Consider the following 19,883-nt stretch of genomic DNA (forward strand, 5'->3'; position numbering starts at 1 on the left):
GCCGCAATCGTCGAAAAATATCAGCGATGCACGCCGATCATGGCGGTGAGCCCGCCATCGATCGGCAATACGGCGCCGGTGATATAACCTGCCGGCTCGCTCATCAGGAAGGCGGCAAGGCCCGCCACTTCCTCGGGGCGCGCGAAGCGTCCTGCCGGAATCTGCTTTTCCATGTTCTCGCGATAGGCCTCGTAACTCGCCATCATGTCGGTATCGATGAAGCCCGGCGCGATCACGTTGACGCTGACGCCGCGTTTGGCTGTCTCGATGGCGAGCGTGCGGGCATAGGAGATCAGCGCGCCCTTGGATGCAGCATAGGCGGCATTGCCGGCGGTGGCCTGGAGCGCGGCGACGGATCCGATGGCGACGATCCGCCCCTCCCGCGCGCGCAGCATGCCGCGCATCAGCGCCTTGGCGAGACGGGTGAAGGCCCAGAAATTCACCTGCATCGCCGCTTCGGCCTTGTCCTGCGCCATCATTGCGGTGAGCGCGTCATAGGGCTGGCCGGCATTATGCACGAAGCCGTAATAGCCCTCGCCTTCGATGCGCGCGCAAAACGCTTCGATCGCATCCTTGTCCGACAGATCGAGCGCGAAACCGTTCACCGAGATGCCTGGATGCGCATCGACGAGTTCCTGTGCCAGCGCCTGCGCGGCATCCGCCGAGGCGCGATAGGTGAAATCGACGTCGTAACCGGCCTGCGCAAGGCTGCGCACGATGGCCGCGCCGACGCCCTTGCCGCCGCCCGTTACGAGAATCCGCCTGCTCATGGTGAGAAGCCTCCCGGCATCATCGAGGACATGCCCGTTCAGACCGGCTCTGCGGCGAGGATGAGGCAGGTATTCTGGCCGCCGAAACCGAAGGAATTCGACAGGACCACCCGCACATCCGCATCGCGCGCTTCATTGGGGACGACATCGAGCGGGATGGCGGGATCGGGCACGTGGTAATTGATCGTCGGCGGAATGCGTCCCTCGGCGATGGTCATCAGCGAGACCACCGCTTCCACCGCACCGGCGGCCGTGAGCGTGTGGCCGATCATCGACTTGTTGGAGGAAATCGGCACGTTCTGCATGCGCTCGCCGAGCACCTGCATCAGGCCGAGCGATTCCATCTTGTCATTCTCCGGCGTGCCGGTGCCATGCGCGTTGACATAATCGATCGCATCCGGAGAAAGGCCCGCATCGTCGATCGCGCCCTGGATGGCGGCGATGATCGGCGCGCCGTCCGGGCTGGAGCGGGTGCGGTGGAAGCCGTCGCCCTTCTCGCCGCAGCCAAGCACATAGCCGAGGATCGTCGCGCCGCGCGCATGCGCGTGTTCGGCATCCTCGAGAACGAGCGCTGCGCCGCCCTCGCCCATGACGAAACCGTCGCGATTTTTCGAGAACGGCTTGGCCGCCGCTTCCGGGGGGTCGTTCTGGGTGGAGAGCGCCGAGAGCAGCGAGAAACGGATCAGCGCCTCCGCATGGACCGAGCCGTCGGTGCCGATGCAGAGCGCCGCCGGCGCCTCGCCGCGCCGGATTGCCTCGACGCCGAGCTGGATGGCCGTGGCCCCGGACGAGCAGGCGGTGGAGAGCGAGATCGGCGAGCCGCGCGTGCCGAAGCGCTCCTGAAGCCGTTCGGCGACGGTGCCGAAAAGGAAAAGGTCGTGCCAGGCGCGGTAATCGCCACTGCCTGCGGCTTTCAACAGATCATCGTAGGTAACGTCGCCACTCTGCCCGGAGGCCTTGGCGAGGGCGATCCGCTGCGGCCATTCGATCTCGACGGGAGGAACCGCGATGAAGAGCGAGCCGGGAAATTCCGCGCCGATCCCCGCCTGCGCGATCGCCTCCTGCGCGGCGCGGCTGGCGAATTCCTGCGAGAGCAGCGGCGCGCAGAACGGTTCGACATCGATGAAATCGACAGTGCCGGCGATGGTGGTGCGCAGGTTCTCGGTGGAGAAGCGGCGGATGCGGTGGATGCCGGAACGCCCGGCGGTCAGCGCGTTCCAGTTATCGGCCTTGCCCTCGCCGAGCGACGTGACGAGGCCCATGCCGGTGACGGCGACGAGGGGGCGACCGCGGCGATCACGATAGGCGGACATGCTCAACCCTCCTGCCCGGTGCGCGCCGGTGCATCCGCCCGCGACAGGCGGATCAAGCCCTCACCGCGCTGGTGCCCGATGCTGGTGACGACGGCTTCCGGCGCATCGCCACGCGCGATCGCGGCAGCAGCGAGCGCTACGCCGGCGGGCGCCTGCGCTTCCATCAGATGGCCGAACGCGTCCTGCAGCGCGAGGATCCGTGCGCCGGGTGCGAGGCGATCGAGCGCGGCGCGCTCTTCCTCGGTGCGCCCCTTCACGCCCGTCGCGCCGGAAATCACCATGGCATCGGGGCCGGGTGCGACCTCGGCCCAGAGCTTTTCGAGCATCTTCGCCGTGGCGCCGGGCTGGCGGCGGGCGAGATCGGCGCCGATCTCATCGATCCGCGCGACGATATCCGCACCCCGCCTTTGCGCGTGAGCGCGCGATTCCAGCACGAGGAAGCAGCCGCCGGAGCCGAGGATGAAACCGCCGCCCCGCTCCGGGCGCGAGAAGACCGGGGCAAGGGGCTGCTTCCACAGCATGCCGCCGAGTTCGTAGACCATGAGACTATCCGCGCGCTCGGCGTTGAACGAGCCACCGACGAGGACGATATCCGCCTGGCCGGCGCGGATGCGGGCATGGGCAATGCGGATCGCGTCGATCCCGGCCTGCTCCTCCCCCATGAAGGTGCGCGAGGCGCCGGTGACGCCGTGGACGATGGCGATGTTGCCGGCGAGCAGGTTGGAGAGCTGCGCGAGGAACAGCGTCGGGCGCACATCGCTCATCAGCCGCTCGTTGAGGAACGCGCCCTGATCGGCCTGCTGCGATATCTGCGTCAGGATCTGGCCGTCGACATCGTAATCCCGCTCGCCACCACCGGCGCAGACGATCAGGCTCATATCCGCCTTGAGCGCGGCGTCGTCCTTGGCGCCGGCATTGTCGAGAGCGAGGCCGGCACAATAGACGCCAAGTTTCTGCCAAGGCTCCATCTGGCGCAGATCGGATTTCCTGGGGATCTGCTGCGAAAAATCGATTTCGCCGGCAGGATGCACCGGGAACGGAGGGAAGCGGGTGGTATCGACAAGCGGCGGCACCTCGCCGCACAGGGCGTCGAGATTGGGTGCGATGCCGATCCCGGCACTGGTGAGAATGCCGGAGCCGGTGACGACGACGTCGTGATCGGGCGATCGCGCGTCGGAAGAAGCCTGTGCGCCCGTCATGCGTCCATCGCCTCCATCAGACCGATCCGGCGCGCCTGTGCACGCATCTGTTCATCGAGCCCTTCCGGGAAGGGCATGGTGCGAAAGCGCAGTTGCGCATCGCAGATGCGTTTGCCGTCGACGCTGATACGCGCCTTCGTGGCCGCATAGCCGGAGCCCTCGTGCTCGAGCACGGCGCTGATCTCGAGCACGGCCTCGGGGCCGACGAAATCGCGAAAGCGCGCCTTGTCGACCGCCATCAGGAACGGCATATGCGTGAAATCCATCAGGCCGAGCAGCAGATAGCCCGAAGCCTGCGCCATCGTCTCGGTGAGCAGCACGCCCGGCACCAGCGGGTGACCGGGAAAGTGGCCTTCAAAGACCGGGCTGCGTGTGGGCACCACCGAGCGTACACTGATCATACGGCCTTCACGGTCGAAGGCCGTCACCCGATCGATCATCTCGAAATATTCGAGCCGCATGACCGCTCCCGTTGCCTCGCATGTTGCCAGAATGGTGCATGACGGGGCAAATGCTTCCAGGCAGCGCAAGGCTGCGCTCCCCCGAACGTCCCGGCGATCGCGCCGATGGGCCTCAGCCGGCCTTCGCCGCGACCAGTTCGTCGATACGTGCGACGAGGTTCTTCATGACGAAATACTGTTCCGCCGGCGCATTGCCTTCATTGACTTCCTGAGTCCACTGCTCGAGCGGCAGCTTGATGCCGAAAGCCTTGTCGATCGCGAAGGCAATGTCGAGGAAGGCGAGCGAGTCGATTCCCAGATCGTCGATCGCATGGCTTTCCGGCGTAATTTCCTCACGCGGAATGTCGGCGGTGTCCGCAATGATGTCGGCAACAGTATCAAAAGTGGAGGACATCGCGCCTCGTGCTCCGGTCTCTGGCTGGGCGGCCCGCTGGAAGCCGGCGCCGCGCACCGGTTTCGAAAGGCCGTCATGGACATGTTTCGAAGCGTTCCCTTACACGAGGCTTCCGGCATGGGCAACAGCGCGAAAGCGCCATGCACAAGCCGTATGGCGCTTTCACCGATTTTCCCGAACGCTGCGGCATGGCAGCACCATGGCCTCGCAGATACCAGCAGGAGAGGCGTCATGAGCGTGAAACTCGGGATCATCGGTTACGGCATCATGGGCGAGCGGCTGTTGCGCGCAGCAATGGCGCATGATCCGGCGCGCCTCGGCGTCGCTGCGGTTTTCGACCCTTCTCCCGCCGCGCAGGAACGGCTTGCGGCGGATTTCCCGGGGATCAGCATCGCAGGGAGCAGCGATGGGCTGATCGAAGCGAGCGATTGCGTCTACATTGCTTCGCCCCCGGCCAGTCACCTGCCGCTGGCGCGCGCCGCGCTCGCCGCCGGCAAGGCCGTGTTCTGCGAGAAGCCTCTGGCGACCGATCTCGCCGATGCCCGCGCCTTCGCGCGCGAGGCTGCGGATGCCCGCTTTGCCGTCAATTTCCCCTTCGCCTCCTCCTTCGCGGTGGCGCAATTGCGCGACTGGGTGGATCAGGGCGTCGTGGGCACGCCTCAACGGGTCGGTATCGAAATCGGCTTCAGACAATGGCCGCGCCCCTGGCAGCATGATGCGGTCTCCTGGCTCGACGGGCCGGAGGAGGGTGGTTTCACCCGTGAGGTGGTCTCGCATTTTCTCTTCCTCACCCTGCGCATGCTCGGTGATCTGCGCCTCGTGGATGCCCGTGTCTCCTTCCCCGAATCCGGTCGCTCGGAGCGCGCCGTCAGCGCCGATCTTTCGCTTCCCGGCCTGCCGGTGGCGCTTGAGGGAGGCGTCGGCATCACCGACAAGGACGATCACAACACCTGGACGCTCATCGGCGACAAGGGCACCATCCGTCTGCGGGACTGGTCCTTCGCGGAACGGCTCGATACAGCCACTGGCAGATTCGTGGAGGCGCCGGACGCGATCCCGAACGAGAAGGCCCGCCCGCTCATACTCGCGCGCCAACTCGACAAGGTGGCGGCGCTGACGCAAGGCGCGGCGCAGGATCTCGCCACGCTCGATGAAGCGCTGGCGGTGCAGCAGCATGTCGAGGCGATCCTCGCCACGCGTGAGACGTGAATCGCGGGGCGCGATGGAACAGCTTGACCATCATGACGTTGGTTTGACGAGTTTTGTGATCGCAACGCGATCAAAAACAGCGAAAGGACGTCGATTATGGCACAAAAGATCAATGAAAAAGAAGCCAGACAAGGGCGTGAAGGCAAGCCTGTCCTCAAGGTGTTGGTTGCAGGTCTGATCCTGGCCCTCATCGCGATGGGCGGGTATCTGTTCTGGGTCGGGGAAGAAACGCCGACGACGGATACGTCGATCAGTGACGAGAGTGTGATCACGGATCCCTCAAACCCTGAAAATCCTGCGGAAACGGCTCCAGAGCCGGGTGAGCGCGAGGTCGATTGAGGGCGTATCGCCGCTTCGATCCATCCCTGATTGATGAACGCATGATTGCGGCGAGCTGACCGGTTCGCCGCAACTTTTTTGCCGATCCGGATCGATCCGGCCTCAGAGTGTCACGATGATCTTGCCGAACACCTTGCGGCTCTCGAGCCGGTCGAGCCCTTGCGTGAATTCCTCCAGCGGGAAGACCGTATCGATCACGGGCGTCATGCCGCCGGCCATTTTGTCAAGCGAGTCGCGGATATTGCGCATCGAGCAGCCGAATGAGCCGAAGATGCGGTATTGCTGTTGAAACAGCTGCATCAGGTTCATCTGCGTGGAGACGCCGGAGGTCGAGCCGCAGGTGACCAGGCGACCGCCGCGCTTGAGGCAAAGAAGCGAGCCGTTCCAGGTATCGGCGCCCACATGCTCGAAAACGACATCGACACCCTTGCGCTTCGTCAGCCGGCGCACCTCGCCCTCGAAGCGCTCCTCGCGATAATTGATCACGTGATCAGCGCCGAGTTCCCTGGCCTTGGCGCCCTTCTCGTCATCGCCGACAGTGGCATAGATGGTGCAGCCGATCGCCTTCGCCATCTTGATCGCCGCCGTGCCGATGCCCGATCCGCCGGCATGGACGAGAATCGATTCGCCGGGCTCGAGCTTTGCATTGTCGAACAGCATGTGCTGCACCGTGCCAAACGCGATCGGCGCGCAGGCGGCATCTTCGAAAGGTACGGCGTCAGGCACCGGAATCACCAGGCGCGCGGGCATGATGATCTCCTCGCGGGCAAAGCCATCGAGGTGGAAGCCCATGATGCCGCCGACATTCTCGCAAAGATTGTCGCGCCCCTCGCGGCAGGCCCGGCATTCGCCGCAGGTCATGGCGCCATACATCACGACTTTCTGCCCCGGGGTGAAGCCCGGGACATCCGCGCCCGTCGCGACGATCTCGCCCGAGGCCTCCGCGCCGACGGCCAGCGGCAGCTTGCGTTTGGCGAATGCCATGCCGCGATAGCCCCAGACATCGATATGGTTGAGCCCCACCGCTCGCACCCGGATCAGGACTTCGCCGGGGCCGGGCTGGCCGGGAGATTCGATATCGTCGATACGCAGATCGCGGTCGCCGTGGAGTCTGAGGGCGCGCATGAAATTTCCCGTCATGATGAGCACTGGCGGCGCTTTAGCACAGCTTTGCGTCCTTTGGGGAGGGTGCCGGAGCCGGGAAATGCGCCGGCAGCGGCGCTTCGACGCGGATCGGGTCGCGTCTGGGATAGAGCGGGACCACCAGCGCTCTGGCGTGAAGCAGCAATGGTGTGCCATGCGAGGCGCTTCCATGCAGCGCATCACCACAGATCGGCCAGCCGGCATGGGCGCAATGCACCCGCAGCTGATGCGTGCGCCCGGTGACGGGACGAAGCTCCACGAGGGCGCGCGAATCGCGCTTCTCCAGAACCTGCCAGCGCGTCTGTGCCGGCTGGGCGCCCGGGCGCAGGCCTTCCGGATCAGCGATGACGCGCCAGGGCGTGAGCGGATCGATGGGCGCAATCGGGCAATCGATGATACCGTTCTGATCGGCGGGGATCGCATCGAGCCAGGCATGGTAGATCTTGGTGACGCGGCGCTCGGCGAAGAGCCCGTTCAGCCGGCGCAGGGCCTTGGCGTGGCGTCCGAGGGCGAGGCAGCCGGAGGTGTCGCGGTCGAGACGGTGGACGATTTGCGGGCGGGCGGGTAGACCGAAACGCAAGGCATCGAGATGATCCTCCAGCGTCTCGCCGCCACCATGGCCGGGATGCACCGGCAGGCCCGCGGGCTTGTCGATGACGAGCATGAGGGCATCGCGATAGAGGATGCGCGCGGCGAGCACGTCTGGCGTCAATGGGGGTATCATGGTGATGCGCTAGCGCGTGATCCGTGCTGCAGCAAGAAAAAGCCGCATCGCGCGGCGAAGAGGGACAGGCGTCGATGAGCGACAATGGTGACAACGAGAAGCGCGGGCTCTGGTCGAGGCTGTTCGGCAAGGAGGCGCCCAAACCTGCGCCGGACAAGTCTGCGCCGGACACGCTTGATCCGGATACCGATGCCCCGCACGAGGAAGAGACGCCCGAATCGCGCCTTGCACCGGCCCCGGAACCCGCACCCGTCAAGCGCTCCTGGTGGAAGCGCCTGACCGAGGGGCTGTCGCGCACCTCCTCCACGATCGGTGCGGGCATCACCGGCATCTTCACCAAGCGCAAGCTCGATGCGCAGACGCTGGAGGAGCTCGAAGACGTGCTCGTCCAGGCCGATCTCGGCGTCGCGGCGGCGATGCGCATCACCGAGAATATCGGTGAAGGCCGTTTCGACAAGGAGATCGCCCCGGAAGAGGTCAAGCGCATCCTGGCCGAGGAGGTCGAGAAGGCGCTCGCCCCGGTGGCGAAGCCGCTCACCATCGATACCGCGCACAAACCCTTCGTCATCCTGATGGTCGGGGTCAACGGCGCCGGCAAGACCACCACGATCGGCAAGCTCGCCTCGAAATTCGCCGCAGACGGCAAATCCGTGATGCTGGCCGCCGGCGACACCTTCCGCGCGGCGGCGATCGAGCAACTCAAGATCTGGGGCGAGCGCACCGGCGCGCCGGTCCTCGCCCGCGAACAGGGCGCCGATGCGGCAGGGCTCGCCTATGACGCGCTCAACCAGGCGCGGACGGATGGCCACGACGTGCTTCTCATGGATACGGCGGGCCGGCTGCAGAACAAGACCGCGCTGATGGCCGAGCTCGAAAAGATCATCCGCGTCATGCGCAAGATCGACGAAAGCGCCCCGCATGCCGTTCTGCTCGTGCTTGATGCCACCGTGGGCCAGAACGCGCTCTCGCAGGTCGAGATCTTCGGCAAGGCCGCCGGCGTGACCGGCCTTGTCATGACGAAGCTTGATGGAACCGCGCGCGGCGGCATCCTCGTGGCGCTGGCCGACAGGTTCGGCCTGCCGGTGCATTATATCGGTGTCGGCGAGGGTGTGGATGATCTCGAACCGTTTGCCGCGCGCGATTTCGCGCAGGCAATCGCGGGAATTGCCGAGGAGCGTATTTGAGGCGCGGTGCAGCCTTGATCGAACATGCGGATTTTCCCATATTCTCCGGAGAAAGGCGCGCGGGCGTTCGGCTCGCCGCATCCATCATGACCCGGCCCAGCTCCCGAACCGGAGCCGGTCGGCAAGCCGAGGTGACGCCATGTTCATTCAAACGGAAGCCACGCCGAACCCGGCGACCCTGAAATTCCTGCCCGGCAGCGTCGTCATGCCGTCGGGCACCTTTGATGCGCGCAGTGCCGAGGAGGGTGCGCGCTCGCCGCTGGCGCAGCGCCTTTTCGCCATTCCGGGCGTCGCCGGCGTGTTCTTCGGCTATGATTTCATCACCGTGACCAAGAGCGACGGCGAGTGGCAGCATCTCAAACCCTCGATTCTCGGCGCCATCATGGAGCATTTCATGGCCGGCCAGCCGGTGCTCGAGGAGGCGTTCGCCGGCGGCAATGCCGAGAGCGGCGAAGAATTCTTCGAAGAAACCGATGCCGATACCGTCGCCACCATCAAGGAATTGCTGGAGACGCGGGTGCGCCCCGCCGTGGCCGGCGATGGTGGCGACATCACCTTCCGCGGCTATCGCGACGGCACCGTCTATCTTGCCATGAAGGGTGCCTGTGCCGGCTGCCCCTCCTCGACGGCGACGCTCAAGCACGGCATCCAGAACCTGCTGCGCCATTTCGTGCCGGATGTGCGCGAGGTCGAAGCGATCTGATCAGCGCTTTTGCGTGATCCAGAGCGGTCGCCGCGCGCGGCCGCCTCCGCGATGCGCATGGATTTGCGCACAATCATCAGATGCATTTACATAATTGTACACGCAAAGACAGTGCTGTCGTCCCGATGGCGCTCCCCACCCGTTTTCGAAAGGATCCCCCGATGACGCAGTCCGATTCGCGCCCGGCCGGCCACGGTCAGCCCGTGCCCGACCAGATTCTCGACCAGCTGTTTCGCGAAGCGCGGACCTATTACAAATGGCAGGACAAGCCGGTTTCCGAGGCGACCCTGCGTGCCTTGTTCGATCTGGTGAAGATGGGTCCGACCAGCGCGAACTGCTCGCCCGCAAGGCTGATCTTCGTCACCAGCCCCGAGGCCAAGGCGAAGCTGAAGCCGCATCTGATGGAGGGCAATGTCGAGAAGACCATGTCGGCCCCCGTCACCGCAATCATCGGCTATGATCTCGAATTCTACGAGCATTACGGCTTCCTCCACCCCCACAACCCCGACGCGCCGCGCTCCTGGGTCGAGGGCAAGCCGGATGCGATCCAGAAAACCGCCTTCCAGAATGGCACGCTGCAGGGTGGCTATCTGATCATGGCGGCGCGGGCTTTGGGGCTCGATTGCGGTCCGATGGCCGGTTTCGACAATGCGGGCGTGGAAAAAGCCTTCTTCCCGGATGGAAAAATCAAGGCGAACTTTCTATGCAATCTCGGTTATGGTGACCCTGACAGCCTGTTTCCCAGGCTGCCGCGATTCGCGTTCGAGGATGTCTGCGCGATCGCATGATCACAATCGCGCCGCGTGAAGGCGGGCTCGGGGGAGAATTGTGCGGGTTCTGGCGATCGATACGGCGCTCGGCGCCTGCTCGGCCTGCATCCTCGATGCCGGGGCTGCTGATCCGCTCGCCGTCGAGACCCTCACCATGGAGCGCGGCCATGCCGAAGCGCTGATGCCCCTGATCGGGCGGGTCGCCGAAGCCGTCCCCGGCGGTTTCGAGAGCATCGACCGCGTCGCGGTGACGATCGGGCCCGGCAGCTTCACCGGCATGCGCGTGGGGATTTCCGCCGCCCGCGCCATCGGGCTGGCTGCCGATGTGCCCGTCGTCGGCGTCACCACGCTCTCGGCCCTGCTCGCCCCCCTCGTCGCGGCGGGGGATCGCCGGTTGATCGCGGCGGCGATCGATGCCCGCCACGGGGCGGTCTATTTCCAGGCCGTGGCGCCGGGCGGGCGCAGCGTCGTCGCGCCCGCGCATATCGGCATCCGCGAGGCGGTGCGCTATCTCGGATCGGGCCCGGTGGTGCTGACGGGATCGGCGGCGAGCCTCATCGCTGCGGAGGCGATGCAGGCCGGCGTGAGCGTGTCGAGTGCCCATGCGGAAGACGCGCCGGATATCCTTTTCGTCGCCCGTCTCGGCATGGCGGCTGATCCCGCTCAGGCTCTGCCGAAACCTTTTTACCTGCGCGCTCCCGATGCGCGCCCGCAGGATGCGGCCCGGATTGCGAGGCGCTGAGCGATGATTTCCTGGTTTGCCGCCACCGCGCCCGCGAGCGTCCTGCCCCTCTCGATCAAGCATACCCGCGAGCTGGCCGCTTTGCATGCCGCCGCCTTCGCCCGCCCCTGGAGCGCCTTTGATTTCGAGCGCCTGCTCGTGGAGCGCGATGTCTATGGCGACGGGCTGTTTCTGGGTGAATCGCGCCCGCCGCAGGGTTTCTGCCTTTCGCGTGTGCGCCGGGACGAGGCGGAGGTCCTCACCATCGCCATCGCGCCTTCCCTGCGCGGCAAGGGCCATGCCCGCCGGCTCCTGCACAGCCATCTGGAGACTTTGCGCGCGCGCCGCGTCATCCGCGTGCATCTGGAGGTGGATGAGGGCAACCGGGCCGCACTCGCGCTCTATGCCCGCTTCGGCTTCAGCGAGATCGGCCGCCGCGCCGGGCCCGGACGGTTCGATGACGGCGAGCGGGCGACCGCGATCCTGATGGCGGCGGATCTGTAGGCGATGGCTGGCGGGGCAGTGATGCGAGGGCTTGGCCGCCTTGCGCGCAGCCTCAAGATATTCGCCAAGGCGCTGCTTCTCACCCTCGTCTTCTTCGCGCTCTGGCCCTTCCATAGCGTCTCCCTGCGCCGCCATGGCCGGCTCGCGCGCCGGCTGCCGATCCTGTTTCACCGCATCGCCTGCGCGCTGATCGGCCTGGCGATCCATGAGAGCGGCACCCGCCCGCGCGACGTGCCGGCGCTCATTCTCTCCAACCATTCCTCCTGGATCGACATCGTCGCGCTCTCGGCGCTCGCGCCGGTTTCCTTCGTCGCGAAATCCGAGATTGCCGGCTGGCCCGTCTTCGGGACGCTGGCGCGGCTGCAGCGCTCGATCTTCGTCGACCGCAACAACCGCCGCGCCACCGGTGAGATCGCGCAGACCATGGCGCGCCGGCTGGGGCGCGGCGAGTGGATCGTGCTCTTCGCCGAGGGCACCACCAGCGACGGCAACCGCGTCCTGCCCTTCAAGGCGCCGCTGGTGGGGGCTGCGCGCATGGCGCTCGATCCGGGGAGAGGTGAGGCGCAAGGGGAGGGCGCTCCCACACTTCTCCCCGCGCTCCTGCTGCAACCGCTCGCCATCACCTATACCCGCCGCAACGGCCTGCCGCTGACGCGCCGCGAGCGGCCCGATCTGTGCTGGTACGGCACCATGGATCTGGTCCCCCATCTCGCCGATATCCTCGCCGGCGGCTCCATCGACGTGGTGATCCACTGGGGCACGCCCCGCAGCTTCGATGCACAAAGCGACCGCAAGGCCATGACCCGCGCCGCCTGGCGCGAGGTCCGCGCGGCGGTCAGCCGGGCGAATCGGGGGCTGGATGTGGCGGGAGATAACGTCCGGGAGGATGAATGTTCGCGCGCTGATCATCGCCGAACGGCTGATAGCAGGTGAAAATCTCGAAACGAATGGCGCTGCCCGATATCTCGGATTGCACGACGCTGCGCTTGGCACATCGCATACCCGCAGGCGTTTACGCAATTCCATGAAGGTCGCGCGCTGCGACTTGTCGTCGCCAATTGGCGCGTGTACCAGAGGCGAACTATATTCTGGGTAGGTATTCTTCCAATGGATAGAAAATCCAGCATCACACGGCGCGCTGCCGTGGTGGGTGGTGTGGGCCTCGTCGGCTTCATCGCCGGTCGTTCGGCAATGCCGGCCTTGCCGTCGACGGATGGCGTCCGCTCACTGGACGCGCCGGTCGTTCAGGCTGGTCGCGACAGGGAATTCACGCTGAACGATGCCAGCATGCTGTCAAAGACGCCGATACACCGGCATATGCAACTGCGGCAGTCCGATGACGACCTGATCAGGGAGTTTCGCAGGATACTGGCCCAGGCGCAGGCGGAGGGGCGGCCCGTCAATGTCGGCGCTGCACGTCATTCCATGGGTGGTCAGGCCATACCGCGCGATGGAACCGCGATTTCAATCGACAATGCCCGGCTCGAGGCCGATACGTCGGCGGGCATCTATCGCGTCAATGGCGCCGCGCGCTGGTCCGAGGTCATCGCAGCATTGGATCCGCTGGGCTTCAGCCCGGCTGTCATGCAGTCGAACAGCGATTTCGGGGTCGCCGCGACGTTTTCGGTCAATGCCCATGGCTGGCCGGTGCCCTTTGGACCGATGGGCGCGACGGTCCGGTCGCTGCGCATGGTCTTGCCGGATGGCGAGCTGGTGACGGCTTCGCGCAGCGAGAATGCCGAGCTCTTCGCTCTTGCCATGGGTGGTTACGGGCTGATCGGGCTGATCGTTGATCTCGAAGTCGAGATGGTGGCGAACCAGCGCCTCGCCCCGTCCTTCGAGATCATGCCGGCCGCCGAATTCCCGGCATCGTTTCGCGCCGCCGTGGATGATCCGGCGAAACCGATGGTCTATGGCCGGCTCAACGTCGATCGCGCCAATCTCTTCGAAGAAGCGCTGCTTGTCAGTTATTCACCGACGGAGGATCAGTCGGATATCCCGGCGGCGCGTGGCTCGGGAACGCTGTCTCACCTCGCATCCCGTCTGTATCGTATGCAGGTGGGGCGCGAAGGGATGAAACGCCTGCGCTGGTGGGCGGAAAAGGGGCTCGCGCCGCTTTTTGCCGGCGAGAGTACGCGCAACTCCCTCATGAACGAGCCCGTCGCGACACTCGATGACCGGGATCCGAACCGTGTCGATATTCTGCATGAATACTTCATTCCCTTCGAGGCCTTCGACGGGTTCCTGCACGCCTGCCGTGAGGTCATTCCGAACGCCTTCGTCGAATTCCTGAATGTGACGCTGCGATACGTGGACAGGGATCCCGATAGCTGGCTTGCGCATTCGCCGACGCCGCGGATCGCGGCAGTCATGTCCTTCACGCAGGAGGTCACGCGCCGCGCCGAGGCCGATCACGCGCGCATGACGCGTGACCTGATCGATCGCGTGCTGGAACTGGGGGGCAGCTACTACCTGCCTTACCGGCCGCATGCGCGGATCGACCAGTTCAAGGCCGCCTATCCGCGCGCCGTCGCATTCGCGCAGGCCAAGCGGCGCATCGATCCCGCCTTGCGCCTGCGTAACAATCTCTGGGATCAATATCTGGGTGCAGTATGAGCTTCGAAAAGAAAACCTGCCTCGCTTACGGGGTGATTCTCCTGGCCGTTTCGGCGATCAATTACATTCCCGGCCTGACGGATCCTGATGGTCTCGCCTTTGGAATCTTCAATCTGGACATATTCGATGACATGTTGCATCTGGCCTCGGCAATCTGGGCCTTCGCTGCAGCGATGATTTCATTGCGCTCTGCAAGAATATTCCTGATCTTGTTCGGTGCGGCATATCTCGGTGATGGTGTGTTCGGTATATTCACCGGGTGGGGGTATCTGGATCTGGGGATCTTCACCAATGAATCGCTCGGCTTCAGCCTCTCTGTATTGAGAATTGCCGCGAACCTGCCGCATATCGCACTCGGTGCAGTGGCGCTCGCAGCGGGTCTGATCTCGCTGCGGCGCGCATGATGGGGCCCGGTATGCGCAGGCTCTGTCGTCTGTTGATGCGCGGCATGCTGGTGCTGCTGATCGTCGTTCTCGGTTTTGCCAGCCCGGTTGTCTATGTCGAGACGATGTGCCGGGAGGACGCCGTTTCTCAGGTGTCGACGCCGCTGGCTGAGCGGACGCGCTCCGCCACGCGCACGCTCATGACCTATCCCGAATGGCATATCGTGCATGCCTATGATGATTATGCCGAGATCATCAGCCGGCGTGATCCGCATGATTTCGGCTACTGGTCCGCCATTACGGGCTATTGGCGGATTGTCTGCGATCTGACGCGTGCCAGTGCGGCTCTGGGTGAGGTCGATGGCGAAACACGCCAGATGATTCACATCATCGGCGTATCCTTCACCTTCGAGATGCTGCTCAAGGCGGCGTATGAGGAGAGTATCGGGCGTCTGGTGACATGGGTCCGCGGCCCCGAGCAGAGTGCGCTCGACCAGCTCTCCGCGCGTCAGGCGGCGGCTTACGCTGAATTCCTGCAACAGGTGCCGTGGTATCGCTACGACTTCCGCGCGGATGCCGCTGCCTTGCGGGCGGCATCGCAGGGGACGTTCCGGGATCGGGAACGCGCCATCGCGCTCGGGCTGGAGCATCATGCGCGCGCGGCTTATGCCGGGCTGATCGCGCAGGCGGTCGAGGCCGTCGGGCAGGACGAGCTGACCCTCGAGATGGTCGTCGCGGATCTCGATCCCCGTATCCTGGAAGCGGCTGACGGTGTGCGCCTGCTGCGCATGACGGAGCAGGGGGCCCTCGTCGAGACGCCCCGTTATCGCAAGCTGACGGGCATTCTGTTCGACTGGGCGCAGGCTGGGGCCCGCTTTGTGGAAATCGCCGGCAATGATCAGATCATGTTCACCGCGATTTCGCAGCGCTCCGGGCAGGAAGGCGCCCTCGCCGATCTGCCGCGCCAGGGCTATGGTGATACCCGTCATCTCTTCCTGATCCCGGTCGGGGAGCTCGGGGGCGCTCTTCGCAATCTCGAAGAGAACGGTCTGCAACTAGAGCATGTGCATGATTACTGAGGGGCAGTACAATCGCAGGAAGGGCGGTCGCATGGCAGCGCATAAAGGCGAATTACGCGTGCTTTCGAGACGGTTTGTCCTGGCCGTGCCGGTTCTGGCCGTCTGCTGGATCGCGGTGCTTGCGCTCGTTCTGCGTTTCGGTGGCGAGGCGCCGGCCGTTTTCGTGCCGTTCCCGCCCGCCGATCTTCTCGCGAGCCTTCCCGATGCCGCCGTGACGTCTGTTTCGCCGATTTCGCTGACCTTGCGCAGCGATACGCCCGATCTGACGCAGCGTCTCTACGCAGCCGGCGCATGGCTGGTGCTGCCCGCCGGGCTGGAAGGCTGCATTCCCGCAGCGCGGTAGGCCCCGTCGCCATCCCCGGTGCTGCCGCGATGCCGGCCATGTTGGCGACCACACTTGGCGCTCATGCTTGGCGACCACACTTGGCGGCGCGCGCGCCCCGGGTTAGGTTGACCCAACGACAAGAGGAGGATGCCCCATGGCCGATCAGAATATTGTCAACGAGGCCTTTCTCGACGCCTTCGCCGAGGCCTGGAACCGCCATGACCCGGACGCCATCCTCGCCATGATGACCGAAGACTGCGCCTTCCTCCCCGCCACCGGCCCCAATGCCGACGGCGCCCGTTTTGAGGGCCAGACAGACGTCCGCGCCGCCATCGAAACCTTCTTCCAGAACTTCCCCGACGCCAGCTGGAACGCCCCCAGACACTTCATCCAGGGCAACCGCGGCGTCACCGAATGGCTCTTCAAGGCCACCGGCCCGAATGGCAAGATCGAGACCTATGGCTGCGATCTTTTCGTGTTCAGGGACGGGAAGATCGCGGTGAAGGATTCGTATCGGAAGAATCGGGTTGGGTGAGGTGGGGGGAGATGCCCCCCAAGTTGATTCATTACTCTGCCATGACCCTAAGGAATGAATAAATTATAGCGTCTGCATCGGCACCAAGTTGTGTTTCTATTCCATCAGCTTCGTCCCGCAATCGAGCCGCCTTTTCAACGCGATCTGCGATCACTGCTTCCATTGCCGGTTCAAGACGGGGGATTTGGAAGCCCTGAACGTCAAAGACCTCGATTTCCGGAATGCTTGATCCATAGGGCAAGCATTTCACCCGAGGTCGACCCAACGTTGGATGCGTCATGGCCATAAGCAGGTAGCCAGTTCGGCATTTTGGTTCGTTCGGAGCGATCCGGATGATATGGTCCGAGATCACTTTATCCTCGTGACAATGCCCGGCGATCATGGCGGAACCATTGAGGCCGTAGATCTGTCCGGAACGAGAAAGGAGGATCCAGCCTTGCCTGACCCTTCCATCGTAGGGATCGCCGAAGTCTTTGTCTGCGATGCGCTTTGTGATATCGGGGTTGATTTCGAATAGGTCGGAACTGTCGAGCAAGTAGACGCCATCTTCAGCCGCAATTCGGCGGAATCGTGTTGGCAGCCATACGTCGAAACCGAGGTCGGTGATTGACGACCAAGCTGCTGCCCTCTTTCCTAAATGCGCAGCGATAGCCTTTGCTGACGGGTTGTGGTGCCATGCATCGAGCCTGCGGCGAGTAGTACCAAATACTTCGCTTGCTCGAGCCGAGAAGCCTGTTTCTCCTAGGTCATCTGGCGAGAATTCCCCGAATGCCTTCAGAAAAAGATCCTCAGCTTCCAGCATCAGAGCGTAAGCGCGATCACGCTTGGCCAAGACTGACTTTGCCTTGGTATCGAATTCGCCCAGCCGCTGCGGACCAACGTGGACAATCGGAAGCGCGTGAAAGTGATGGGTTTCGAGGTGTTTGATGATATGGCCATACTGCGCGGCTTTCATCATTTCTCGCACCGTCGGCGCGCGCAGGTAAGCATAGATCCAGCCCCACCAGTCCGGATCGACAGCATCGATGCGGATTAAGTCGTGCGAAATCAGGATGTCCTTAGTGGGGGAGTGAGCGAGTGTGGCCCGGCCAACGCTGCCCGAACAGGTTACAAGGATCGTGCCTTCTTTCACAAACCGCTGTGCATGATCGCCGGTTCTGTCCAGCGACAGCCATTTCCGCGGGACGGGGCGAACGTCATACACCTGCGTCGCCGCGAGGAACGGTGTTCCGAACTCCGGTCCCACCTGGATTCCCTTCAGCCTAGACGGCTGCCATGCATGGGCGACGCTCGCAAGGCGCGTCCAGCCCGATCCCTGCGCCTCAATGGCGACGCGGACGCCGAAACCGCTCGCTAGGAAGTTCTCGGCTTCCATTCGCCGCCCACCGTTGAATAACAGCGATGCCTTTAGCGACAACGCCTTTACGTTGTGCCACGGCCAGTCGCTTTGCGGGGCGCGGGGCGGGGTCAGTCTTGCTCGGACAGCCATGTTCTGAATGCCTGTGCGATCTGCAATGTGTTGTCGTCAATGACCTTTCGGCGCGTCCGTTGCTTCTTGTAAACGGGCTTCCCTTCCTCATACTCCTTCAGGGTTTCTTCAACCTCTTCGACAATCTCGTTGCCTGTCTTGTCGCGGACATAGGTGACGTTGCCGCGCTTATCGTGGCCGATGTGGTTGGCTACGGCCATGAAGACTTCATAGTCATTCATCCGCCCGGCGGCAGATTCGACGGCGATTTCCTCATTAGTTTTGCGCTCCAGGACCAGAACGCTGGTCTGGACGCTGACGTGGGGCTGGAAGGTGTCCGGATGCAGATCGATGCTGGCAAGAACTCGGGTGTTCTGAAGTATCCACTCGCGCACATATCCGAGCCCCGGTGAACCAAGAATGCCGTCGGGTAGCACTATGGCGCACCGGCCCGTGCCGGGCTTCAAGAATTTCACACAACGCTCAATAAAAAGGATTTCCGGCGGCTGGGACTTCTGCACCGCATCGGTTCGCGTCCAGCGATCGGTGTCTGCGTCATAGGACCAGATGTGGCCAAGGTCGTACGCTTCGAGTATCGAAGGTTCATCGATTGGGATCTTTGAGCCGAATGGAGGGTTCGTAAAAATTAAGTCGACTTCGCCCATGATCTTGCGCTCGCGCAGGTCGTCATCCCACGTCGCGGCCGGTTTTAGCGAGTTTGCCTGAAACAATCCGCCAGCCCCGTCATTGTTCATGACCATATTCATCTTTGACGCCTTGACGAGGTTAGGATTCAAGTCCATCCCGACGATGAAGTTTTGGGCGAACCGCTGGACCCGCTGGCGGATAGCGTTCTCGGCTCGCTCTACGTCTCCCCACTTGCTGATCTCAGCGCCACGGATTTTCTCGATGACATAGTTCATGGCGGTGATGAGAAATCCGCCGGTGCCACATGCCGGATCGAGTATAACTTGTCGCTCACTTGGATCGAGCATTGATACTGTCATCTGGCAGATGTTGCGTGGGGTGAAAAACTCTCCCCGATCACCACGAAGATTCGAGCCCACAATTTCTTCGTAGGCCCGGCCCTTCACGTCGATATCGCTCTCAAGGAGCGAGTACATCTGTAGCTGGCTAACTATGTACGCCAAAACTTCTGGGTTTAGTTCAATTGTTTCATTTTCACGGAAGATCGTTATATATTCTTTTTTAACTTCATTGAATAAGTTTTCAATGCGTTTTTTGACTTTAAGACGCCCGTTTAGGCCATGGCGGTCTTTTGATGTAGCGTAAAACTCGACCTCATTTGAGCTTCTCTCATCGTGAATTTTGCAGAAAATTATCTTCAGCAATTCCCAAAACGCTTCTGGTTTTTGTAGTCCTTGGTTCCCTGCGATATAATTGTGACAACGGCGGAAGGCAAAAAGAAGGGCATCAGACGAAGCGGCCTTAAGTTGATCGAACCGTGGGCGTTCTACTTCATCCTCTGTTCGCCCCTTTCCGGGCAGGTCCGGTATTTCCTCAAATACGATCTTTCCATTCGTATCAACGCGCCTGTAACAGAAACGCTCCAAACCATTCGTCCACATGCCATAGATAACATTGGGGCATGCGGACATATAGCTATGAAGCTGCGCGACCCCTTCCTTTCGGTCAGTTGATTTGACTTTTTGCGACTTGCATTCGACAACTGTTCGCGCTCGATCCTGAACATGCGCGTCGCCTTCATCAAATATGGCAAGATCAGCGCGCGGCTTGCGCGAACCTAATCGAAGGGTAAATTCTACAGATATTTCAGCTTTTTCGTATCCATACTCGCGGACAAGGGATTTGGCAATTTCCTGTCGCACGTACTCTTCTGGAGTTTCGTTCCGCTGTGTAGTGCCGTCAATGTAATCGAGAATTTTTCCCTGTTGTACGATTACCGCTGCAGGCTTAATCAGTTTTGCTTGGGCCTCTGTTTTACGCAAAGCCACGCCGAATCCCCTCTCTAAACATGGCACGCCAACTTACGGGCTCTTTTCCACATATTGATGCTCAAGT

General features: G+C 63.0%; 22 protein-coding genes. 13 read left to right on the top strand and 9 right to left on the bottom strand.

All coding sequences use genetic code 11. The features are described from left to right. Nucleotides 1–20: 20 nt before the first annotated feature. The 5 genes from GA0071312_RS07890 to GA0071312_RS07910 all read right to left on the bottom strand — a co-directional run bounded on the left by GA0071312_RS07890 (nucleotide 21) and on the right by GA0071312_RS07910 (nucleotide 4,137). Complete coding sequence (locus tag GA0071312_RS07890; protein WP_074444518.1) at nucleotides 21–770, bottom strand: SDR family NAD(P)-dependent oxidoreductase; 750 nt, start codon at nucleotides 768–770, stop codon at nucleotides 21–23. A gap of 38 nt (nucleotides 771–808) precedes the next feature. Then, nucleotides 809–2,083, bottom strand: a complete 1,275-nt coding sequence (locus GA0071312_RS07895; protein WP_074444519.1) for a beta-ketoacyl-ACP synthase — start codon at nucleotides 2,081–2,083, stop codon at nucleotides 809–811. Between the two features lie 2 nt (nucleotides 2,084–2,085). Next, entirely contained in the window at nucleotides 2,086–3,282 is a 1,197-nt protein-coding gene (locus tag GA0071312_RS07900) for a beta-ketoacyl-ACP synthase (protein WP_074444520.1), read from the bottom strand. Then, nucleotides 3,279–3,743, bottom strand: a complete 465-nt coding sequence (locus GA0071312_RS07905; protein WP_074444521.1) for a 3-hydroxyacyl-ACP dehydratase FabZ family protein — start codon at nucleotides 3,741–3,743, stop codon at nucleotides 3,279–3,281. The genes GA0071312_RS07900 and GA0071312_RS07905 overlap by 4 nt, the downstream gene beginning before the upstream one ends. Before the next feature lie 112 nt (nucleotides 3,744–3,855). Beyond that, the gene (locus GA0071312_RS07910; RefSeq protein ID WP_074445999.1) at nucleotides 3,856–4,137 is read right to left on the bottom strand and encodes an acyl carrier protein; all 282 of its coding nucleotides are present in this window, start codon (nucleotides 4,135–4,137) and stop codon (nucleotides 3,856–3,858) included. Nucleotides 4,138–4,368: 231 nt separating this feature from the next. Between GA0071312_RS07910 and GA0071312_RS07915 the strand changes: the two genes are divergently transcribed. Continuing rightward, nucleotides 4,369–5,346 (top strand): Gfo/Idh/MocA family protein, encoded by a 978-nt coding sequence (locus tag GA0071312_RS07915; RefSeq protein WP_074444522.1) that lies wholly within the window; start codon nucleotides 4,369–4,371, stop codon nucleotides 5,344–5,346. Nucleotides 5,347–5,442: 96 nt separating this feature from the next. Then, nucleotides 5,443–5,685, top strand: a complete 243-nt coding sequence (locus tag GA0071312_RS07920) for a hypothetical protein (RefSeq protein ID WP_074444523.1) — start codon at nucleotides 5,443–5,445, stop codon at nucleotides 5,683–5,685. A gap of 102 nt (nucleotides 5,686–5,787) precedes the next feature. Here the strand turns inward: GA0071312_RS07920 and GA0071312_RS07925 are convergent, their stop codons facing one another. Both GA0071312_RS07925 and GA0071312_RS07930 read right to left on the bottom strand, forming a co-directional pair. Then, nucleotides 5,788–6,810, bottom strand: a complete 1,023-nt coding sequence (locus GA0071312_RS07925; RefSeq protein ID WP_074444524.1) for a zinc-binding dehydrogenase — start codon at nucleotides 6,808–6,810, stop codon at nucleotides 5,788–5,790. Nucleotides 6,811–6,844: 34 nt separating this feature from the next. Next, on the bottom strand, nucleotides 6,845–7,492 hold the full coding sequence (locus GA0071312_RS07930) for an RluA family pseudouridine synthase (RefSeq protein WP_420819967.1): 648 nt from the start codon (nucleotides 7,490–7,492) through the stop codon (nucleotides 6,845–6,847). Between the two features lie 134 nt (nucleotides 7,493–7,626). Between GA0071312_RS07930 and ftsY the strand changes: the two genes are divergently transcribed. The 11 genes from ftsY (at nucleotide 7,627) to GA0071312_RS07985 (ending at nucleotide 16,372) form a co-directional block, all read left to right on the top strand. Continuing rightward, nucleotides 7,627–8,736, top strand: a complete 1,110-nt coding sequence (ftsY, locus tag GA0071312_RS07935) for a signal recognition particle-docking protein FtsY (RefSeq protein WP_083204663.1) — start codon at nucleotides 7,627–7,629, stop codon at nucleotides 8,734–8,736. Between the two features lie 139 nt (nucleotides 8,737–8,875). Continuing rightward, the gene (locus GA0071312_RS07940) at nucleotides 8,876–9,439 is read left to right on the top strand and encodes a NifU family protein (RefSeq protein ID WP_074444527.1); all 564 of its coding nucleotides are present in this window, start codon (nucleotides 8,876–8,878) and stop codon (nucleotides 9,437–9,439) included. Between the two features lie 161 nt (nucleotides 9,440–9,600). Beyond that, nucleotides 9,601–10,227, top strand: coding sequence for a malonic semialdehyde reductase (locus tag GA0071312_RS07945; RefSeq protein WP_074444528.1), 627 nt, complete (start codon nucleotides 9,601–9,603; stop codon nucleotides 10,225–10,227). Nucleotides 10,228–10,267: 40 nt separating this feature from the next. Beyond that, the gene (gene tsaB / locus GA0071312_RS07950; RefSeq protein ID WP_074444529.1) at nucleotides 10,268–10,951 is read left to right on the top strand and encodes a tRNA (adenosine(37)-N6)-threonylcarbamoyltransferase complex dimerization subunit type 1 TsaB; all 684 of its coding nucleotides are present in this window, start codon (nucleotides 10,268–10,270) and stop codon (nucleotides 10,949–10,951) included. Nucleotides 10,952–10,954: 3 nt separating this feature from the next. Further along, nucleotides 10,955–11,434 carry a GNAT family N-acetyltransferase gene (locus GA0071312_RS07955; protein ID WP_074444530.1) on the top strand — a complete coding sequence of 160 codons (480 nt, stop codon included), beginning with the start codon at nucleotides 10,955–10,957 and terminating at the stop codon, nucleotides 11,432–11,434. A gap of 3 nt (nucleotides 11,435–11,437) precedes the next feature. Further along, entirely contained in the window at nucleotides 11,438–12,367 is a 930-nt protein-coding gene (locus GA0071312_RS07960) for a lysophospholipid acyltransferase family protein (protein WP_108721844.1), read from the top strand. Nucleotides 12,368–12,541: 174 nt separating this feature from the next. Next, nucleotides 12,542–14,050: an FAD-binding oxidoreductase gene (locus GA0071312_RS07965; protein ID WP_074444532.1), complete on the top strand. Its 1,509-nt coding sequence runs from the start codon at nucleotides 12,542–12,544 to the stop codon at nucleotides 14,048–14,050. Beyond that, the gene (locus tag GA0071312_RS07970; RefSeq protein ID WP_074444533.1) at nucleotides 14,047–14,454 is read left to right on the top strand and encodes a hypothetical protein; all 408 of its coding nucleotides are present in this window, start codon (nucleotides 14,047–14,049) and stop codon (nucleotides 14,452–14,454) included. Before GA0071312_RS07965 ends, GA0071312_RS07970 begins: the two co-directional genes overlap by 4 nt. Before the next feature lie 11 nt (nucleotides 14,455–14,465). Continuing rightward, the gene (locus tag GA0071312_RS07975; RefSeq protein WP_074446000.1) at nucleotides 14,466–15,512 is read left to right on the top strand and encodes a hypothetical protein; all 1,047 of its coding nucleotides are present in this window, start codon (nucleotides 14,466–14,468) and stop codon (nucleotides 15,510–15,512) included. A gap of 31 nt (nucleotides 15,513–15,543) precedes the next feature. Further along, complete coding sequence (locus GA0071312_RS07980) at nucleotides 15,544–15,855, top strand: hypothetical protein (RefSeq protein WP_074444534.1); 312 nt, start codon at nucleotides 15,544–15,546, stop codon at nucleotides 15,853–15,855. 136 nt (nucleotides 15,856–15,991) lie between these two features. Beyond that, on the top strand, nucleotides 15,992–16,372 hold the full coding sequence (locus GA0071312_RS07985; RefSeq protein ID WP_074444535.1) for a nuclear transport factor 2 family protein: 381 nt from the start codon (nucleotides 15,992–15,994) through the stop codon (nucleotides 16,370–16,372). Nucleotides 16,373–16,403: 31 nt separating this feature from the next. Here the strand turns inward: GA0071312_RS07985 and GA0071312_RS07990 are convergent, their stop codons facing one another. Together GA0071312_RS07990 and GA0071312_RS07995 are read right to left on the bottom strand one after the other, a co-directional pair. Beyond that, nucleotides 16,404–17,747, bottom strand: a complete 1,344-nt coding sequence (locus tag GA0071312_RS07990) for a restriction endonuclease subunit S domain-containing protein (protein WP_074444536.1) — start codon at nucleotides 17,745–17,747, stop codon at nucleotides 16,404–16,406. A 92-nt stretch (nucleotides 17,748–17,839) separates the two neighbouring features. Continuing rightward, nucleotides 17,840–19,816, bottom strand: coding sequence for a type I restriction-modification system subunit M (locus GA0071312_RS07995; protein WP_238947154.1), 1,977 nt, complete (start codon nucleotides 19,814–19,816; stop codon nucleotides 17,840–17,842). Between the last annotated feature and the right edge of the window lie 67 nt (nucleotides 19,817–19,883).

The organism is Saliniramus fredricksonii (assembly GCF_900094735.1).
Taxonomy (GTDB): Bacteria; Pseudomonadota; Alphaproteobacteria; order Rhizobiales; family Beijerinckiaceae; genus Saliniramus; species Saliniramus fredricksonii.

What these genes read in the sequence shown, in the direction of transcription:
- GA0071312_RS07890 (WP_074444518.1), bottom strand. Translation starts at nt 770, where the DNA reads ATGAGCAGGCGGATTCTCGTAACGGGCGGCGGCAAGGGCGTCGGCGCG.
- GA0071312_RS07920 (WP_074444523.1), top strand. Translation starts at nt 5,443, where the DNA reads ATGGCACAAAAGATCAATGAAAAAGAAGCCAGACAAGGGCGTGAAGGC.
- GA0071312_RS07990 (WP_074444536.1), bottom strand. Translation starts at nt 17,747, where the DNA reads ATGGAAGCCGAGAACTTCCTAGCGAGCGGTTTCGGCGTCCGCGTCGCC.
- GA0071312_RS07895 (WP_074444519.1), bottom strand. Translation starts at nt 2,083, where the DNA reads ATGTCCGCCTATCGTGATCGCCGCGGTCGCCCCCTCGTCGCCGTCACC.
- GA0071312_RS07905 (WP_074444521.1), bottom strand. Translation starts at nt 3,743, where the DNA reads ATGCGGCTCGAATATTTCGAGATGATCGATCGGGTGACGGCCTTCGAC.
- GA0071312_RS07915 (WP_074444522.1), top strand. Translation starts at nt 4,369, where the DNA reads ATGAGCGTGAAACTCGGGATCATCGGTTACGGCATCATGGGCGAGCGG.
- GA0071312_RS07980 (WP_074444534.1), top strand. Translation starts at nt 15,544, where the DNA reads ATGGCAGCGCATAAAGGCGAATTACGCGTGCTTTCGAGACGGTTTGTC.
- GA0071312_RS07910 (WP_074445999.1), bottom strand. Translation starts at nt 4,137, where the DNA reads ATGTCCTCCACTTTTGATACTGTTGCCGACATCATTGCGGACACCGCC.
- GA0071312_RS07955 (WP_074444530.1), top strand. Translation starts at nt 10,955, where the DNA reads ATGATTTCCTGGTTTGCCGCCACCGCGCCCGCGAGCGTCCTGCCCCTC.
- GA0071312_RS07985 (WP_074444535.1), top strand. Translation starts at nt 15,992, where the DNA reads ATGGCCGATCAGAATATTGTCAACGAGGCCTTTCTCGACGCCTTCGCC.
- ftsY (WP_083204663.1), top strand. Translation starts at nt 7,627, where the DNA reads ATGAGCGACAATGGTGACAACGAGAAGCGCGGGCTCTGGTCGAGGCTG.
- GA0071312_RS07930 (WP_420819967.1), bottom strand. Translation starts at nt 7,492, where the DNA reads ATGCTCGTCATCGACAAGCCCGCGGGCCTGCCGGTGCATCCCGGCCAT.
- GA0071312_RS07960 (WP_108721844.1), top strand. Translation starts at nt 11,438, where the DNA reads ATGGCTGGCGGGGCAGTGATGCGAGGGCTTGGCCGCCTTGCGCGCAGC.
- GA0071312_RS07970 (WP_074444533.1), top strand. Translation starts at nt 14,047, where the DNA reads ATGAGCTTCGAAAAGAAAACCTGCCTCGCTTACGGGGTGATTCTCCTG.
- GA0071312_RS07975 (WP_074446000.1), top strand. Translation starts at nt 14,466, where the DNA reads ATGCGCAGGCTCTGTCGTCTGTTGATGCGCGGCATGCTGGTGCTGCTG.
- GA0071312_RS07900 (WP_074444520.1), bottom strand. Translation starts at nt 3,282, where the DNA reads ATGACGGGCGCACAGGCTTCTTCCGACGCGCGATCGCCCGATCACGAC.
- GA0071312_RS07945 (WP_074444528.1), top strand. Translation starts at nt 9,601, where the DNA reads ATGACGCAGTCCGATTCGCGCCCGGCCGGCCACGGTCAGCCCGTGCCC.
- GA0071312_RS07940 (WP_074444527.1), top strand. Translation starts at nt 8,876, where the DNA reads ATGTTCATTCAAACGGAAGCCACGCCGAACCCGGCGACCCTGAAATTC.
- GA0071312_RS07965 (WP_074444532.1), top strand. Translation starts at nt 12,542, where the DNA reads ATGGATAGAAAATCCAGCATCACACGGCGCGCTGCCGTGGTGGGTGGT.
- GA0071312_RS07925 (WP_074444524.1), bottom strand. Translation starts at nt 6,810, where the DNA reads ATGCGCGCCCTCAGACTCCACGGCGACCGCGATCTGCGTATCGACGAT.